The sequence below is a fragment of the Pseudomonas sp. dw_612 genome (assembly GCF_018449725.1).
Lineage (GTDB): Bacteria > Pseudomonadota > Gammaproteobacteria > Pseudomonadales > Pseudomonadaceae > Aquipseudomonas.
Genome location: NZ_JAAVVC010000021.1, coordinates 1 through 15,806 on the forward strand (window position 1 = coordinate 1; position 15,806 = coordinate 15,806).

Annotated in this window: 13 protein-coding genes; 5 read left to right on the plus strand and 8 right to left on the minus strand. The window is 61.4% G+C overall.

Annotated elements, in window-relative coordinates:
- Positions 1 to 110: 110 nt before the first annotated feature.
- Complete coding sequence (locus tag HB680_RS25340; protein WP_046032546.1) at positions 111 to 818, minus strand: YebC/PmpR family DNA-binding transcriptional regulator; 708 nt, start codon at positions 816 to 818, stop codon at positions 111 to 113.
- A gap of 234 nt (positions 819 to 1,052) precedes the next feature.
- On the opposite strand from HB680_RS25340, the gene tssI reads away from it, so the two are divergent.
- On the plus strand, positions 1,053 to 2,447 hold the full coding sequence (tssI, locus tag HB680_RS25345; RefSeq protein WP_213941151.1) for a type VI secretion system tip protein TssI/VgrG: 1,395 nt from the start codon (positions 1,053 to 1,055) through the stop codon (positions 2,445 to 2,447).
- A 3-nt stretch (positions 2,448 to 2,450) separates the two neighbouring features.
- Here the strand turns inward: tssI and HB680_RS25350 are convergent, their stop codons facing one another.
- Both HB680_RS25350 and HB680_RS25355 read right to left on the minus strand, forming a co-directional pair.
- Positions 2,451 to 3,842, minus strand: coding sequence for an FAD-dependent oxidoreductase (locus tag HB680_RS25350; RefSeq protein ID WP_213941152.1), 1,392 nt, complete (start codon positions 3,840 to 3,842; stop codon positions 2,451 to 2,453).
- Between the two features lie 10 nt (positions 3,843 to 3,852).
- Positions 3,853 to 5,178 carry an MFS transporter gene (locus HB680_RS25355; RefSeq protein ID WP_213941153.1) on the minus strand — a complete coding sequence of 442 codons (1,326 nt, stop codon included), beginning with the start codon at positions 5,176 to 5,178 and terminating at the stop codon, positions 3,853 to 3,855.
- A 266-nt stretch (positions 5,179 to 5,444) separates the two neighbouring features.
- On the opposite strand from HB680_RS25355, the gene HB680_RS25360 reads away from it, so the two are divergent.
- Positions 5,445 to 6,323 (plus strand): LysR family transcriptional regulator, encoded by an 879-nt coding sequence (locus HB680_RS25360; RefSeq protein ID WP_213941154.1) that lies wholly within the window; start codon positions 5,445 to 5,447, stop codon positions 6,321 to 6,323.
- Positions 6,324 to 6,436: 113 nt separating this feature from the next.
- Here the strand turns inward: HB680_RS25360 and HB680_RS25365 are convergent, their stop codons facing one another.
- Complete coding sequence (locus HB680_RS25365) at positions 6,437 to 7,303, minus strand: LysR substrate-binding domain-containing protein (RefSeq protein WP_213941155.1); 867 nt, start codon at positions 7,301 to 7,303, stop codon at positions 6,437 to 6,439.
- Between the two features lie 109 nt (positions 7,304 to 7,412).
- On the opposite strand from HB680_RS25365, the gene HB680_RS25370 reads away from it, so the two are divergent.
- The 3 genes from HB680_RS25370 (at position 7,413) to HB680_RS25380 (ending at position 10,353) form a co-directional block, all read left to right on the plus strand.
- Positions 7,413 to 8,522 carry a 2-aminoethylphosphonate--pyruvate transaminase gene (locus tag HB680_RS25370; RefSeq protein WP_213941156.1) on the plus strand — a complete coding sequence of 370 codons (1,110 nt, stop codon included), beginning with the start codon at positions 7,413 to 7,415 and terminating at the stop codon, positions 8,520 to 8,522.
- Positions 8,523 to 8,718: 196 nt separating this feature from the next.
- The gene (gene phnX / locus HB680_RS25375) at positions 8,719 to 9,546 is read left to right on the plus strand and encodes a phosphonoacetaldehyde hydrolase (protein WP_213941157.1); all 828 of its coding nucleotides are present in this window, start codon (positions 8,719 to 8,721) and stop codon (positions 9,544 to 9,546) included.
- Between the two features lie 246 nt (positions 9,547 to 9,792).
- Complete coding sequence (locus HB680_RS25380) at positions 9,793 to 10,353, plus strand: cytochrome b (RefSeq protein WP_213941158.1); 561 nt, start codon at positions 9,793 to 9,795, stop codon at positions 10,351 to 10,353.
- A 123-nt stretch (positions 10,354 to 10,476) separates the two neighbouring features.
- Here the strand turns inward: HB680_RS25380 and HB680_RS25385 are convergent, their stop codons facing one another.
- The 4 genes from HB680_RS25385 to HB680_RS25400 form a co-directional block, all read right to left on the minus strand.
- Positions 10,477 to 11,385 (minus strand): pyridoxal-phosphate dependent enzyme, encoded by a 909-nt coding sequence (locus HB680_RS25385; protein WP_213941159.1) that lies wholly within the window; start codon positions 11,383 to 11,385, stop codon positions 10,477 to 10,479.
- A gap of 194 nt (positions 11,386 to 11,579) precedes the next feature.
- Positions 11,580 to 13,619, minus strand: coding sequence for an NADPH-dependent 2,4-dienoyl-CoA reductase (locus tag HB680_RS25390; RefSeq protein WP_213941160.1), 2,040 nt, complete (start codon positions 13,617 to 13,619; stop codon positions 11,580 to 11,582).
- Positions 13,620 to 13,778: 159 nt separating this feature from the next.
- Positions 13,779 to 14,837, minus strand: a complete 1,059-nt coding sequence (locus HB680_RS25395) for an aromatic ring-hydroxylating dioxygenase subunit alpha (protein WP_213941161.1) — start codon at positions 14,835 to 14,837, stop codon at positions 13,779 to 13,781.
- Between the two features lie 11 nt (positions 14,838 to 14,848).
- Positions 14,849 to 15,799 carry a PDR/VanB family oxidoreductase gene (locus HB680_RS25400; protein WP_213941162.1) on the minus strand — a complete coding sequence of 317 codons (951 nt, stop codon included), beginning with the start codon at positions 15,797 to 15,799 and terminating at the stop codon, positions 14,849 to 14,851.
- Positions 15,800 to 15,806: the final 7 nt, after the last annotated feature.

The window sequence follows — 15,806 nt, forward strand, 5'->3', positions numbered from 1 at the left end:
GGGGATTTATGTTGATCACACAGTATGTGTACGACACAAATCCCCTGTGGGAGCGGGCTTGCTCGCGAAGACGGCCTGTCAGGCAACAAAGCCGTCAATGACAGGACTGCTTAACCCGCCAACCCAACAAACATATCCTGCACATCATCATGGTTATCGAGGCCTTCCAGGAACGCTTCGACTTCAGCCATTTGCTCATCGCTCAAACCGCTGACCGGGTTCTTCGGCTGGTAGCCCAATTTAGCCGACAACACCGTGAAACCTTGCTCTGGCAGGGCTTTCTGCACCGCGTCGAGGTCCGCAGGTTCGGTCAGAAACAGGGTCGTGCCCTCTTCTTCCCCTGGCTCGAAATCCTGGGCGCCGGCTTCGATGGCGGCCATTTCCGGGTCGGCGTCAGGGCTGTCCGGGGACGCCTCGATCATGCCGACGTGGTTGAAATCCCAGGCCACCGAACCGGAAGCGCCCAACTGGCCCTTGCGGAACGCCACGCGGATTTCAGCGACGGTGCGGTTGATGTTGTCGGTGACGCATTCAACGATCAGCGGCACCTGATGCGGAGCGAAGCCTTCGTAGGTCACGCGATGGTATTGCACGGTTTCGCCCAACAGGCCCGCGCCTTTTTTGATCGCGCGATCCAGGGTTTCCTTGGGCATCGAGGCTTTCTTGGCCTGTTCCACCACCAGGCGCAGGTGTGCGTTGGTGGCAGTATCGGCACCGTTACGCGCAGCAATGGTGATTTCTTTCACCAGTTTGCCGAAGATTTTGCCCTTGGCGTTGGATGCCGCTTCTTTGTGTTTAACCTTCCACTGTGCGCCCATTACTCACTCTCTTGATCTGTGGCGCCGAGACATCTATTGGCCGACGCATGGCGCCAAGTTTATACGGCCTAAAGTTGGCAATCGACCAAAAATTCCATCCTGTTGAACGGCACGCCGTGTCGACATCTTCAACAGTGCTTGTAGGGCGATTCTGAAAAGCCGATTTGCGATGTCTATTCAGGGCCGTGGTTTCGTACCCTCTGCGCCCCGTATTTCATGGCAGAAGCGCACTCGATGCACAACGACAAGGAAAGTCCCTTTACCCTGACCCTGGTCGACGCTGATTTGAGTTTGCAGGTGTTGCAGTTCAGCGGCCGTGAAGGTCTCAACCAGCCTTATCGATTCGACATCGAAGTGATCGGCCTGGCCCCGGCCATGAACCTCGAGCATTTGCTGCAACAACCGGCATTCCTGAGCCTGGGCGACGGCCAGGGCTTTCACGGCATTCTCCACAGTGCCAGCCGCGAACATCGCGGCCCGCACAGGGTCGGCTACCGATTGGTGCTGGTGCCGTATCTGCAAAACCTCGAACAACAACGCGCCCGGCGGGTGTTTCATCGCCTCAGCGCGCCGGCCATTCTGCGGCAATTATTGGAGGAGCACGCAATGCCCCGGCACAGCTACCGCTTCGAGCTGAGCACTGGGCATTACCCGGTCCGGCCCTTTTGCATTCAATACGAAGAAAGCGACCTGGCCCTGCTGCACCGACTCTGCGAAGAAGAAGGCATCCACTATCACTTCGAACATCACAACGACGGACATGTGCTGGTGCTGGCCGATGACAGTATGAGTTTCCCCCAGGAACCGGTGCCGACACCCTTTCATGACAATCCCTTCGACGAGCCAGCCTTTGCCGCGATTCGCGAACTGTTCCAGCGCCACGATTCCCCGCTGATCCTCCCGCAAACACAGGCCCCGGACAGAAGCGCCGGCGTTGCCAGTCATGGCGCGGCGAACCATCCACTGAGCGGCAAACCGACGATAAACAGCCGTCCCGCGGCCGGGCAATTGCACGGCGATCAACGCAGCCGCCGGACGTTGGAACGGTTGCGTTGCCAGCAACGTTATATCCACGGCCAAAGCGATCAGACCGGTTTGCTCAGCGGACGGATCGTGCAGGTGGAGCAACACCCGGTGTCGAGTTTCAACGATCAATGGTTGCTCACCGAAATACGGCATCAAGGTCAGCAACCCTCGATCCTTTCTGATGAGCCGCTTGAAGCGCCCGGCTATGGCAACCGATTCACTGCGATTCCTTGGTCAACCGTGTTCCGTCCCGCGCTCAAACACCCCAGGCCGAACATTCCCGGCTATCAACCCGCGCGAGTGTCGGGCGAATCGGGGCAACCGGCGATGCAGGATGAGCAGGGGCGGATTCAGGTCAGTCTCTGGCCAGCATCCGATGCACAGGCATGCGACGGTCTTTGGTTGCCGGTGGCCATGGGCACGTCCGGGCTGCCCGATGCCGGCAGTGAGGTGTTCGTCGGTTTTCTCGACAGTGACCCGGATCGTCCGGTTATTTGCGCCAGTGCAAACGTTCAACACGCATCACCGGCACTTACACCCACACCGCGCGGCGATACGCGCCTGTTGTTTGATTGGCTGGTCAATCGACCGGACATGCCCTGACACTCAGCCTTTATCAGCCTTCCCCGCCGCCGATGCGAATTTCGCCAGCCGCACATCCAGATGCCGTGGCCGGCGCCCGTGATCCTCGGCGCGTTCCTTGCGGCGGATGGCGTTGCGCACCATCAACGAGCCGAGGTAACGAATCGGTTCCGGCGGGAAGTAACCCAACGGCCCGTTGACCAGCGGCGAACGGGTCCAGGGGTTGTCGAGGCCTTGCACCATCGAGGCAAGAATCTGCCCGCCCATATGACACGGCCCGACTCCGCTGCCGGAGTAACCGAAACCGTAGAACACGTTGCCGCTGCTGCTCATCTGGCCGAAGAACGGCAACCCGGTGACCGAGCGATCCGAAGGACCGTTCCACGTGGCCTCGACCCTGGCCTCGGCAAACGCCGGAAAGAAGTCCGCCAGACTGCTGCGCAACAACCCGGCATAGGGCGATGGCTGATCGAACACCGGCAGCATCCGCCCGCCATAGGCGAAGGTGTTGCCGCCCTTGCCGAGCATGATCCGGCCGTCCGGGGTGTTGTGGTAGTAGTGCACGAAAATCCGCGAATCGAGCACCGTGACGCCGCTGGTCAAGCCGATTTCATTCAGCAAGTCTGGGCGCGGTTCGGTGATCAGCATGTCGCTGGAGACAATCGCCACGCTGCGTTCGAACTGCGGGAACGCCCGGGCCATCCACGCGTTCATCGCCAGCACCACCCGATCGGCGCGAACCGTGCCGTTGGGGGTTTTAATCCCCGCAGGACGGCCCTCCTCCAACCCCATCATCGCGGTGTTCTCATGGATCCTCACCCCCAGTTGCAAGGCGACCCGGCGCAAACCCCGCACCAATTTTCCCGGTTGCACACTGGCCGCTGCCGGGGAAAACCAGCCTTCCAGGTGTTTGGCGGAACCGGCCATGCGTTGCACATCCGCCACCGGCCGCTGGGTGAAGGAGTTGATGCCGTTGCGTTCCAGTGCCGCGATCACCGCGTCGGTCGAGCCGCATTGCGCGCGGTTGGTCGCGGTGTAAAGGGTGCCGTCGAGCCGGTAATCCGCCTCCACGCCGTACTGTTCGCAGAAAGTGCCGATCGCATAAATGCTGCGCTCCGATTCCTTGACCAGCCGCACCGCTTCTTCGACGCCAAACAAGCGTTCGAGGGTGAAGTATTTGGCCGACCACGACAACGCGCAGCCACCGTTGCGGCCACTGGCGCCGGCACCGCAGATGTCGGCTTCGATCAGCAGCACATCGAGTTCGGGGTTTTGCTCCTTGAGCATGATTGCGGTCCACAGCCCGGTGTAGCCGCCACCGACGATGCACACGTCGGCGCGGGTGTCGCCGGCCAACGGCTCGCACGGCGCGCAGGACTCGGCCGCCAGCGCTTGGTCCAGCCAGAAAGGTCTCATGGGGGTTTCCTCAGGTACGCAGGGGTTTGATGGTCATCGGTTGGTTGGGCACGAAGGCGCAATCGAGACTCAGGCCAGCCGGGCGGCTGTTCCAGTGCGGGATCAGCACGAAGGCCGAGAACATCGCGCAACCGGCGAAGATGATGAACACGGTGACCGAGTCGAAGTACCCCGGCAGCAAACCACCGAGAATTGCCCCGACCGAACCGCAGCCATTCACAAAACCCGCCGCCGTGGCGCCGGCCTTGGCCGTGCCGAAATCAATCGCCGCCGCGCCGCTGATCATCGAGTCCGGGCCATACAGCGTCAGGCCCATCACGAATAACAACGCCACTACCAACAACACGCTGCCGGTGTGCAAGGCGCCCATGAACAGCGCCAGGGACACCGTCAGCGCCAACAGGCTGATCACACAGGCCGGCATCCGTCGGGCGCCGAACAGTTTGTCCGAGGCCAGGCCAATCATGATCGGCCCGAGCAGCCCGGCCAGTTCAAACGACGTCGGAATAATCGCCGCGCCGACCTTACCCACGGAGGGCATTTGCTCGAAGACAATCACCGGCCCCCACAACAGAATCGCGTAACGCGCCGGCTTCAACAGGAAGTACGAGAGCCCGAGAATCAGCACCGTGCGGTTGCGCAGAATTTCCCTCAACGGCTCCCACACGCTGATCTTGCTTTGGGCGTAAGTCTCTTCGGCGCTTAACTCGGGTTCCGGCTCCACGGCGGGCAAGCCGACGTCTTCCGGTTTGTTGCGTTGGAAAATAAAAAACAGCACGGCGACCAGCCCAACCACCGCCGCACTGGAAATGAACGCCGCGTGCCAGGTGCCCACCAGCGTATAAGCCCACCAACCGGCGAACGGTGATGCCACCAGACCGCCGAAGGCATAACAGGAACTCCACAAACCCAGCACCCGTCCGCGTTGTTCGGCGGGAAAGAAACTGCCGATGTTCTTGCACAAGCCCGACCATCCGGTGGACTGGGCCAGGCCCTGGATCAGCATGCAGGTGGCGAAGATCGGCAACGTGGCGAAACTGCCCATCACCAGCGCTGCTGCGGCGGAAATCAGCAAGCCGCCGAGCACCACGACCCGTGGACCAAAACGGTCGGCGAGGATGCCCCAGGTAAATTGGCCGATGGCATAGGCCGTCAGGTAGATGGCGTCGAGGTTGGCCATGGCCATTTTGTCGAGCATGAAAGTGGGGTCTTCAGCGATCCCCAGTTTGGCCACGGAAAATGCTTTGCGGGTGAAATAGAAAGCGGCGTAAGCGAGCCAGGTAATGGCGAAGATCTGCACGCGCCAACGCTTGATGGTGCCGATGTGCTTGTTCATGGTGGTTCTGACCTCAGGGTGTGAGTGTGCCGGCAGAAATTGAGAAATAACGCCTGTTTTTTTATTGTTGAGCACTTCGATACCGCTGCTTCCCTGAGGCGATACCGGTCAGATGAGGCCTGCTGTCATACCCGCAGACTCATGGCCCCGAGGCTGTTCGACTGACCAGTCACCGGGGCTGAGGCGGATAAAAACAATTACTGATTAATAAGTGAAATCGATTTATCGTATTTCCAATATAAGTTCAGCTTGTTACTGGAGGTTCGATGTCGGTCTCCCACGCCCAGCTCAAAGCCTTCCACGCCGTGGCCGTTCACGGAAGCTTTACCAAGGCCGCCGAGCGGCTATTCCTGACGCAACCGGCGATTTCCGACCAAGTGCGCAAACTCGAAGAACGCTTCGGCGTGTTGTTGTTTCACCGCAACAAACGTTCGGTGCGCCTGACGGATTTGGGCGAACGCCTGTTGAGTATCACCCAGCGTTTGTTCGTCATCGAAGCCGAGGCCCAGGAGTTGTTGCAGGACTCCCGGGCGCTGCAAACCGGCAGCCTGATCCTCGCCGTGGACGCGCCAGTGCACGTGCTGCCGCAGATCGCCCGGTTCTGCGAGCGCTACCCCGGCATCAGCGTGAAAATCGAAACCGGTAACACTGATGAATCGCTATTCCGGTTGTTCAACTATCAGGCGGATTTGGCGCTGCTCGGGCGCGAGGTCAGCGACGAGCGTTTGATCTCGTTGCCGCTGCGCAATGATCCGATGGTGGCGTTCGTCTCGCGCAATCATCCGTGGGCGAATCGCGAGTCGATCTGCCTCGCGGACCTGGACGACACGCCGTTGGTGCTGCGGGAAATCGGCTCGGTGACGCGCCAGACGCTGGAGGAGGAAATGGCCGGCGCCGGGTTTCGGATTCGCCCGGCGATTGAGGTCGAAGGTAGGGAAGCGGCGCGCGAAGCGGTGGTGGTGGGGATTGGCGTCGGGGTGGTTTCAGCGGCCGAGTTTGGCGCGGATTCGCGGGTGTGCGCGTTGCCGATTACTGACTGCAAACGGCGGTTGACCGAAACGCTGGTGTGCCTGCGCGAGCAGAGTTCGCGGCGGGTGGTGGCGACGTTTCTGGAGATGGTGCGCGAGAGCCTCACAGCCCTGTAGGAGCTGTCGAGTGAAACGAGGCTGCGATCTTTTGATCTTTCGCTTGAGACTCAAGTGACCCGGGAAAGATCGCAGCCTCGTTTCACTCGACAGCTCCTACAGAGATTGCACGGTCAATTCAGAGTTGGCGCCAAATCAAAAAACGCCTGAATCAACCGCAAATCCCGCCGCCGCTCCATGCACCCGATCATGTGCCGATTGACCAACCCCTCGCCAATAATCGGCACCGCCACCACCCGCGGGTCATGGCTGACTTCCACCGACGACACCACGCCAACCCCCAATTCAGCCGCGACGGCTTCAGTCACCGCCTCCCGACTGTCCAGCTCCAGCAACACTCGCGGACTGACCTTGGCCTGACTGCACGCCTCGTCAAATGTGCGTCGGGTAATCGAACTCGGTTCTCGCAACACCATGATCACCTGATCGAGTTCCTTGAGCTGTACGTCCTTCGAGCGTTGTGCCCAAGGATGCCCGGCCGGCACCAGCGCGCAGATCCGGGATTCGTTCAACGCTTGCAGATGCAGGCCCTTGCGCGGCTCCACTTCGGTCAACACCGCCACGTCGGCGTGTTCGGACAACAGCGCCGCCAGGGTTTCCTGCGCATTGCCCAGGCGCAGGTTGACGGTGATCCCCGGATAGCGCGCCCGCAGACTGGCGAGCATTGGCATGACCATGTGCGGCCCGTCCGCCGCCACTTCCAGGCGCCCGGTCAGCAACTGCCGATTGGCTTCGAGCATCACCTGCGCCTCTTCCGCCAGCCCGAACATCGCCCGGGTGATCGCCGCCAGTTTGGTGCCCTCCTCCGTCAGCTCCACCCGTCGCGCGGTACGGCGCAACAGGGTGATTTGGTAGTGCTCTTCCAGCGCCTTGATGTGCCCGGTGACCGCCGGTTGGCTGATGAACAACCGCGCGGCGGCCCGGGTAAAGCTGCCTTCCCGGGCCACCGCATCGAATGCGCGGAGCTGGAACAGATTCATGAATAACCCTCACTGATGGCTGGCATAACAACAAACAATTTGATTGATGCGACGGCAAATTGCAATTTAAGCCCCGTAGCGTCATCCCATCGATTGCGAGGACATGAGAATGAGTACCGCCGAACCCATCCTGCTCACCCCCGGCCCATTGACCACGTCGGCCCGCACCCGTCAGGCGATGATGGTCGACTGGGGTTCATGGGATGACCGCTTCAACCAACTGACCGCCAGCCTCTGCGAGCAATTGCTGACGATCATCAACGGCGCCGACAGCCACCACTGCGTGCCTTTGCAGGGCAGCGGCACGTTTGCCGTCGAAGCGGCGATTGGCACCCTGGTGCCACGCGACGGCAAAATCCTGGTGCTGATCAACGGCGCCTACGGCAAACGCCTGGCGAAAATTTGCGAAGTACTCGGTCGTCCGTTCAGCACCTTCGAAACCGCCGAAGACGAACCGACCACCGCCGCCGATGTGGATCGCCTGCTGCGGGCTGACCCGAGCATTACTCACATCGCGCTGATTCACTGCGAAACCAGTACCGGCATCCTCAACCCGCTGCCGGAGATCGCTCAGGTCATCGCGCAACACGGCAAACGCCTGATCATCGACGCCATGAGCTCTTTCGGCGCCCTGCCCATCGACGCGCAACAGGTGCCATTCGATGCGCTGATCGCCGCCTCAGGCAAGTGCCTGGAAGGTGTGCCGGGGATGGGTTTCGTCTTCGCTCGCAAAGACTCGCTGGCGAATGCCGCCGGAAACTCGCATTCCCTGGCCATGGATTTGTTCGACCAGCACACCTACATGGCCAAGACCGGCCAATGGCGCTTCACCCCGCCGACCCACGTGGTCGCCGCGCTGCACGAAGCCCTGCTGCAATACAACGAAGAAGGCGGTTTGCCCGCGCGGCATCAGCGCTACGCCGACAACTGTCGGGTGCTGCTGGATGACATGGCCCAACTGGGCTTGCGCAGCTTCCTGCCCGCCGCGATCCAGGCGCCGATCATCGTCACCTTCCACGCGCCGACAGACCCGCGTTACCAGTTCAAGGAGTTCTACGAACGGGTCAAGGCCAAGGGTTTTATTCTCTACCCCGGCAAATTGACCCAGGTCGAGACCTTCCGCGTCGGCTGCATCGGCCACGTCAACCAGGCCGAGATGCACGCGGCGGTGGCGGCGATTGCCGAGGTGCTGCGCGAGATGGAAGTGCTCGAAATCTGACTCACACCCCCCGTAGCAGCTGCCGAGCCTGCGAGGCTGCGTTCGGCTGCGAAGCAGTCGTGAATGCTGGTGACGCGGTCCACCTGAAACACCGAGGTGGATGGTTTTACGACTGCTTCGCAGCCGAACGCAGCCTCGCAGGCTCGGCAGCTGCTACACGGATTTGCTCATCATTCCAACAGACAGGATTTGAGACATGAACTATACAAACCCAACCCAACTCCAGGCCGCCATCCTCGACTGGGCCGGCACCGTCGTCGATTTCGGTTCGTTCGCCCCAACGCAGATTTTTGTCGAAGCCTTTGCCGAATTCGACGTGCAGGTCTCCATCGAAGAAGCCCGTGGACCGATGGGCATGGGCAAGTGGGACCACATCCGCACCCTGTGCGATCAGCCGCAAGTCGCCGAACGTTATCGCAAGGCATTCGGCCGCACGCCGACCGACGATGACGTGACCGCGATCTACAAACGCTTCATGCCGCTGCAAATCGAGAAAATCGCCGAGCACTCGGCGCTGATCCCCGGCGCTTTGGAGACCATCGCCAATCTGCGCCAGCAAGGGATCAAGATCGGTTCCTGCTCCGGCTACCCCAAGCAAGTGATGGATAAAGTGGTGGAACTGGCCGCCACCAACGGCTACGTCGCCGACCACGTGGTCGCCACCGACGAAGTGCCCAACGGTCGTCCATGGCCGGCCCAGGCCCTGGCCAACGTGATAGCGCTGGGCATCGACGATGTCGCGGCCTGCGTGAAGATCGACGACACGGTGCCGGGCATTCTCGAAGGTCGCCGCGCCGGCATGTGGACCGTGGCGCTGATCTGTTCCGGCAACGCGCTGGGCCTGGATTACGCGGGTTATCAGGCCCTCGGCAGCGAAGAACTGGCCAGCGAGCGCAAGCGCATCCACGCCCTGTTCGAAGGTTCGCGGCCGCACTACATGATCGACACCATCACCGATTTGCCCCAGGTGATCGCCGATATCAACAAGCGCCTGGCCAACGGCGAGATGCCACAAACCAATTGATTCACTCCATTCCCTTGTAGGAGCGAGGCTTGCCCGCGAAGGCGTCCTTCCAGTCGATATGCATGTTGACTGTTCGGGCGCCTTCGCGGGCAAGCCACGCTCCCACAGGGTTTTTATTGTCAATTAGCTGAACCAGAGCATTGAACGGGCAAATCGCCTCAGGCAAATCCGCAAAACAGGATTACAGTTAAAGCACAGTGCCGCACAAGAACGGCACTTTGAGCATTGACCTGTGGAGAGCCCCGTATGCCCTGGAAGAACTCCGATTCACGTTACAGCACGGTGTCGATCGCGTTGCATTGGTTGATGCTGGTGCTGCTGATCCTGGTCTACGCCTGCATCGAATTTCGCGGGATCTTCCCCAAAGGCAGTGGTGGTCGCACGCTGATCACCGAATCGCACTTCATGCTTGGCCTGACGGTGTTTGTGCTGGTGTGGCTGCGACTGTTCGCCCGCAGCCTGGGCCCGGCGCCGCAGATATTCCCGGCGTCGCCGCATTGGCAGACGACGTTGGCCAAGCTGATGCACTGGGCGCTGTACCTGTTCATGATCGCGATGCCGCTGCTGGGTTGGCTGGTGACCAGCGCCAAGGGGCACCAGGTGATGTTTTACGGGTTTGATCTGCCGTTGCTGGTGTCTGAAGACAAGGTGTTGGCCAAACGCATCCAGGGCTGGCATGAACTCGGCGGCACCATCGGCTATTGGCTGATCGGCCTGCATGCCGTGGCCGGGCTGTATCACCATTATGTGGTGGGGGATAACACGTTGTTGCGGATGATGCCGAAGCGGGTCAGTCGCAATACCTGATGCCAACTTAAAATCCTTTGTGGGAGCGGGCTTGCTCGCGAAGGCGTCGCTTCAGTCGATACAGGTGTTGAATGACACACCGCCTTCGCGAGCAAGCCCGCTCCCACAGGGGAATGCAGGGTGTCACGCGAAACCGCGTCGGCCCTGCAAGCCGCCAGTGTGGATGAAGATCAATCGCGTGCCCCGGGGGAATTTGCCTGCTTCAACCTGCTGCTTCAACGCCAACAACGCCTTGCCGGTGTACAGCGGTTCCAAAGGAATACCGCAGGCCTGTTCGGTCTGCTCGATAAACGCCAACAACAGCGGATCAACCTTGGCAAACCCGCCGCGACTGGCGTCGAACAATTCATAAGTCGGCTCCGACACTCCCACAATCGCTTCAACCTGCTGCGCCACGCCATGATCGTCGGGCACTGCCAGCGCACCATAAACCCGATGTTCACCCGCCTCGGCCAGCACCAGTCCGGCCAGTGTGGTGCCGGTTCCGCAGGCCAGCCACCAACCGTCGTAGTCATTCCAGCCCAACCCTGCCAATTGCTCACGGACCTGATCCTTGAGCCGCATGCAGCCCTGCGCCCCACGCAAACCGCCGCCCCCTTCCGGCACCGGATGCAGCGTCGGGTATTGCTCCAACCAGGGTCGCCAGAAATCCGGCTCATGCCGCGCGCGATAACCGGCGTAACCCAACCAGTGCAGCTGCATGCCGAAGTCCTGCAAATCCGTTACGGTCGCGGTGTCTTGCGGGTGACCGCGCAGCAGGCCAACGGTGTTGAAACCCAGGCGTTTGCCTGCGGCGGCCAATGCGTGCAGATGATTGGAATGTGCGCCCCCGAGGCTGATGATGCCCTCGGCACCGGCCCGGTTGGCGGCATTCAGGTGTTCGATGAGTTTGAACCACTTGTTGCCGCTGATCAGCGGGTCGATTTGGTCCAGGCGCAGGATGGCGACTTCGATGCCGGCTGCGGCGAGCCAGTCGAGTTGAAGGGAATTGAGCGGGGCTTGGGGGAGCCAGTCGTTGGGAGGGAGGAGCATTGACGGTACACATTCTGTCAAAAGGCAGCAGCGTAGCAGCTGTCGAGCCCCAGCGAGGCTGCGTTTGGCTGCGAAGCAGTCGTAAAACCAACCACCGCGATGTTCCAGATAAATCGCGGTGAATGGATTGACGACTGCTACGCAGCCGAACGCAGCCTCGCTGGGGCTCGACAGCTGCTACAAGTGACGCGGTCTCAGAGTTCGGCGGCGAGGCGCGACCCTTGATTGATCGCCCGCTTCGCATCCAGCTCCGCCGCCACGTCCGCGCCGCCGATCAAATGCACGTTCTGCCCGGCTGCGACCAACCCGTCCTGCAATTCGCGCAGCGGGTCCTGGCCGGCGCAGATCACGATGTTGTCCACCGCCAGCACTTGCGGCTCGCCGGTTTCGCCGATGCGGATGTGCAGGCCTTCGTCGTCGATCTTCAGGTATTCGACGCTGTTGAGCATCTGCACCTGTTTGTTCTTCAGGCCCGTGCGGTGAATCCAGCCGGTGGTTTTGCCCAGGCCATCGCCGACCTTGGAGGTCTTGCGTTGCAGCAGGAACACTTCGCGGGCCGGTGCATGGGGCTGGGCCTTGATCCCGGCCACGCCGCCGCGCGCTTCAAGGTGCGTGTCGATGCCCCACTCTTTCCAGAACGCTTCGCGGTCGAGGCTGGTGGCCACGCCTTCGTGAACCAGGAACTCCGAGACGTCGAAACCGATACCGCCAGCGCCGATCACCGCCACGCGCTTGCCCACCGGTTTGCGCTCGAGGATCACGTCCAGATAGCTCAACACCTTGGCGTTCTCGACACCCGGAATCGCCGGGGTACGCGGCGCGATGCCGGTGGCGAGGATGATTTCGTCGTAACCGCCGGCCACCAGTTGCGCCACATCGACGCGGGTGTTCAGGCACACCTCGACGTTGGTGGTCTGCAACTTGCGGTTGAAGTAACGCAGGGTTTCGAAGAATTCTTCCTTGCCCGGCACGCGTTTGGCGATGTTGAACTGGCCGCCAATTTCGCTGGCCGAATCGAACAACGTCACCGAATGCCCACGCTCGGCGGCCACGGTGGCAGCGGACAGGCCCGCAGGGCCGGCACCGACCACAGCGATTTTCTTGATCTGTTGCACCGGCAGGTAATTAAGCTCGGTTTCGTGGCAGGCCCGTGGGTTGACCAGGCAACTGGTCAACTTGCCGCCGAACGTGTGGTCGAGGCAGGCCTGGTTGCAGCCGATGCAGGTGTTGATTTCATCGGCGCGGCCAGCGGCAGCCTTGTTGACGAAATCCGCGTCGGCGAGGAACGGCCGCGCCATGGACACCATGTCGGCATCGCCTTCAGCGAGGATCTGCTCGGCGATTTCCGGGGTATTGATGCGGTTGGTGGTGATCAGCGGAATGCTCACCGAACCGCGCAGCTTGGCCGTGACCTTGCTGAATGCGGCGCGCGGCACTTTGGTGGCGATGGTTGGAATCCGCGCTTCGTGCCAGCCGATGCCGGTGTTGATGATCGTGGCCCCAGCCTGCTCGATGGCTTTGGCCAGGGTGACGATTTCTTCCCAACTGCTGCCGCCTTCAACGAGGTCGAGCATCGACAGTCGGAAAATAATGATGAAGTTCGGACCCACCGCTTCGCGCACCCGGCGCACGATTTCCACCGGCAAACGCATGCGGTTTTCGTAGCTGCCGCCCCAACGGTCGGTGCGGTGATTGGTGTGGGCCGCGAGGAACTGGTTAATGAAATAACCTTCGGAACCCATGATCTCGACGCCATCGTACTCGGCGGTTTGCGCGAGAACCGAACAGGTCACGAAATCGCTGATCTGCTTCTCGATGCCTTCCTCGTCCAGCTCTTTAGGCTTGAACGGGTTGATCGGCGCCTGGATCGCGCTCGGTGCGACCTGTTTCGGGCTGTAGGCATAGCGGCCGGCGTGGAGAATCTGCATGCAGATCTTGCCGCCCGCCTCGTGCACCGCGCGGGTGACGATCTGGTGCTTGAGCGCTTCTTCTTCGGTGGTCAGCTTGGCCGCGCCGGAATACACCCCGCCCTCATCGTTCGGGCCGATACCGCCGGTGACCATCAGGCCCACGCCGCCCCGGGCACGCTCGGCAAAGTACGCCGCCATGCGCTCGAAACCGCCGGGCTTTTCTTCCAGGCCGGTGTGCATCGAGCCCATCAGGGTGCGGTTGCGCAATGTGGTAAAACCCAGGTCCAGCGGGGCCAACAGGTGCGGGTAGTGAGCGGCGGCCATCGGTAACTCCACATCGAGCGATCACGGAAAAAATGCAGGAGCTCTTCGGCCCCTGTCAGTCATGTGCCACAGACTAAGAGTCGCGGCAGCGGCGCTCAATGACCCAAACTGACAACTTAATGATCCAAATGCGCAGCGACCGATGGAGTAACGCACTCATCAAGCGATTTTCGGTTGATCGCCCATCGCCTCCTGTTCCGCCTTGATCATCTTTTCCAGCAGCCGTCGGGCGCGTACGGCGCCGCCATCACTGGCCAGCAATACCGGTTTCAGATCCCAGAAGTTCTGCGAACCAATGACGGCTTGCTGGGCTTCGAGCATCGGCAGGTCTTCGGTAGTGAACGGCTGGCGTAGCCATTCAATGTTGTCTTGCGCAAGGCGTGCGCCCTCCTCGCCAAGAGCCTTGGGGAAGGCGATGCCGAACCAATAGTGGGTCGTCGCCTCGGTTTGCGGGGTGAACACGTGGGCAACGTACACCGAACGTCCCTCCGAGCGCAGTTGACCGCTCGCGGTGTAGCCGCTGTTCAAGAGCATATTGGCCGGCGCGTTCCAGCGCACATCCAGCCAACGGTCGACGCGCTGCCCGGCGGGAATGCCGCGCAGGCGTTCCAGGTCAGCGGTGAGTTGTTCGTCATGGGTGGTGCGTTTCGAATACACCGTGTCGCCGTCCTGCGCCACCTCGATAATGCCTTGCGCCACAGCGGCGCTGCCCAGGGAGTTGCCATGCAGGAATTCGATGTGGCTCAGGTCGAGAATATTGTCGGTCTCCAGCGCATAGTTTGCGTTGACGAGCAGGTAACTCTTGCCGATGTACGCCATCTCCGGGTCCATGGGGCTGAAGTCGCTGATCAGCGCCGGGTCGGCCTGTTCCGGTTGCCCCATCCAGATCCACGCAAAGCCGTGGCGCTCGTGCATCGGATAGGCACGCACCCGCGCGGCCTTGGGAATCGCGCCGTTGCCATGGGGATTGTGCACGCAGGCGCCGCTGCAATCGAAGCTCAGGCCGTGGTAGGCACACTGGATTCGATCATTCTCGAGACGGCCCAGGTGCAGCGGCACGAAACGATGGGGGCAGCGATCCTGCAAGGCTTGCAACGCGCCTTTGCTGTCGCGAAACAGCACGACTTGTTCATTGAGAAAGGTGCGGGCCAGCAGCTGACCTTCGATCAACTCGTCGGCCCACCCGGCGATGTACCAACAGTTACGCAAAAATGCCATGACGGTTTCCTTCAGATATCCAGCCGTAAAAATCCACCGTGGGCCCGGGAGCAACACAGCAGCATTTGATCGTTGGCGGCTTTTTCCTGTTCGGTCAGAAACAGGTCGCGGTGGTCGGGAATGCCTTCCAGCACCGGGGTCAGGCAGGTGCCGCAGACGCCCTGTTCGCAGGACAGCGGCACCTCGACTCCGGCGTCCTGCAACACCTGGGCGATGCTGCGGTTTTCCGGCACCTGCAAGGTCAGTCCGGAACGCGCGGCGTGCAGGGTGAAACCGGCCCCCGTCGCATCAACCTCGGCGGCGAAATACTCGTGATGAACGTTCGCTGCCGGCCACCCTTGCTGGCGCGCCGCGCCAATCAACGCGTCCATGAAACCGGCCGGCCCACAGACGTAGACATGCCGGTTCGCCTCCGGGCCGTGGAGTAACGACGGGATAGCCAGTCGTTGTCCCTCGTCATCGATATGCAACGTTACCTTGTCGGCGAACGGTGCCAGCGCCAGCCGTTCAAGGAACGCCGCGCGGGCACGATTGCGCACGCAGTAGTGCAACTCGAACGACGCGCCCAAGGCCTGCAGTCGCCAGGCCATGGCGAGGATCGGCGTGATGCCGATGCCGGCGCCGACCAACAGCGAATGCTCCGCCCGCTCCTCCAACGGAAACTGATTGCGTGGACGGCTGATGTTGATCAGCGTGCCTTGCTGGAACTGCTCGTGAATTCGCGCAGAGCCGCCCCGTGAAGCCGGCTCGCGCAGGATCCCCAGGCTGTAGCGTTGACGATCCTCGGGGGCGCCGCACAAGGAGTAATGACGCACCAGCCCCGGCGCGACCTGAACCTCGACATGCGCACCGGCCTCAAACGCCGGCAGCCAGGCGCCGGCCGGATCGACCAGCTCCAGCGAGATGACCCCCTCGGCTTCCTCCCGGCGCCGGACGATCAGTACTTCCAGCCTGTCGGTCATCAGCAGG

Excerpts from the sequence above, each read along its gene's own strand:
- HB680_RS25355 (WP_213941153.1), bottom strand. The coding sequence starts at position 5,178 with ATGAACAAGCACATCGGCACCATCAAGCGTTGGCGCGTGCAGATCTTC.
- HB680_RS25390 (WP_213941160.1), bottom strand. The coding sequence starts at position 13,619 with ATGGCCGCCGCTCACTACCCGCACCTGTTGGCCCCGCTGGACCTGGGT.
- HB680_RS25365 (WP_213941155.1), bottom strand. The coding sequence starts at position 7,303 with ATGAATCTGTTCCAGCTCCGCGCATTCGATGCGGTGGCCCGGGAAGGC.
- HB680_RS25360 (WP_213941154.1), top strand. The coding sequence starts at position 5,445 with ATGTCGGTCTCCCACGCCCAGCTCAAAGCCTTCCACGCCGTGGCCGTT.
- HB680_RS25350 (WP_213941152.1), bottom strand. The coding sequence starts at position 3,842 with ATGAGACCTTTCTGGCTGGACCAAGCGCTGGCGGCCGAGTCCTGCGCG.
- HB680_RS25380 (WP_213941158.1), top strand. The coding sequence starts at position 9,793 with ATGCCCTGGAAGAACTCCGATTCACGTTACAGCACGGTGTCGATCGCG.
- HB680_RS25400 (WP_213941162.1), bottom strand. The coding sequence starts at position 15,799 with ATGACCGACAGGCTGGAAGTACTGATCGTCCGGCGCCGGGAGGAAGCC.
- HB680_RS25395 (WP_213941161.1), bottom strand. The coding sequence starts at position 14,837 with ATGGCATTTTTGCGTAACTGTTGGTACATCGCCGGGTGGGCCGACGAG.
- tssI (WP_213941151.1), top strand. The coding sequence starts at position 1,053 with ATGCACAACGACAAGGAAAGTCCCTTTACCCTGACCCTGGTCGACGCT.
- HB680_RS25370 (WP_213941156.1), top strand. The coding sequence starts at position 7,413 with ATGAGTACCGCCGAACCCATCCTGCTCACCCCCGGCCCATTGACCACG.
- phnX (WP_213941157.1), top strand. The coding sequence starts at position 8,719 with ATGAACTATACAAACCCAACCCAACTCCAGGCCGCCATCCTCGACTGG.
- HB680_RS25340 (WP_046032546.1), bottom strand. The coding sequence starts at position 818 with ATGGGCGCACAGTGGAAGGTTAAACACAAAGAAGCGGCATCCAACGCC.
- HB680_RS25385 (WP_213941159.1), bottom strand. The coding sequence starts at position 11,385 with ATGCTCCTCCCTCCCAACGACTGGCTCCCCCAAGCCCCGCTCAATTCC.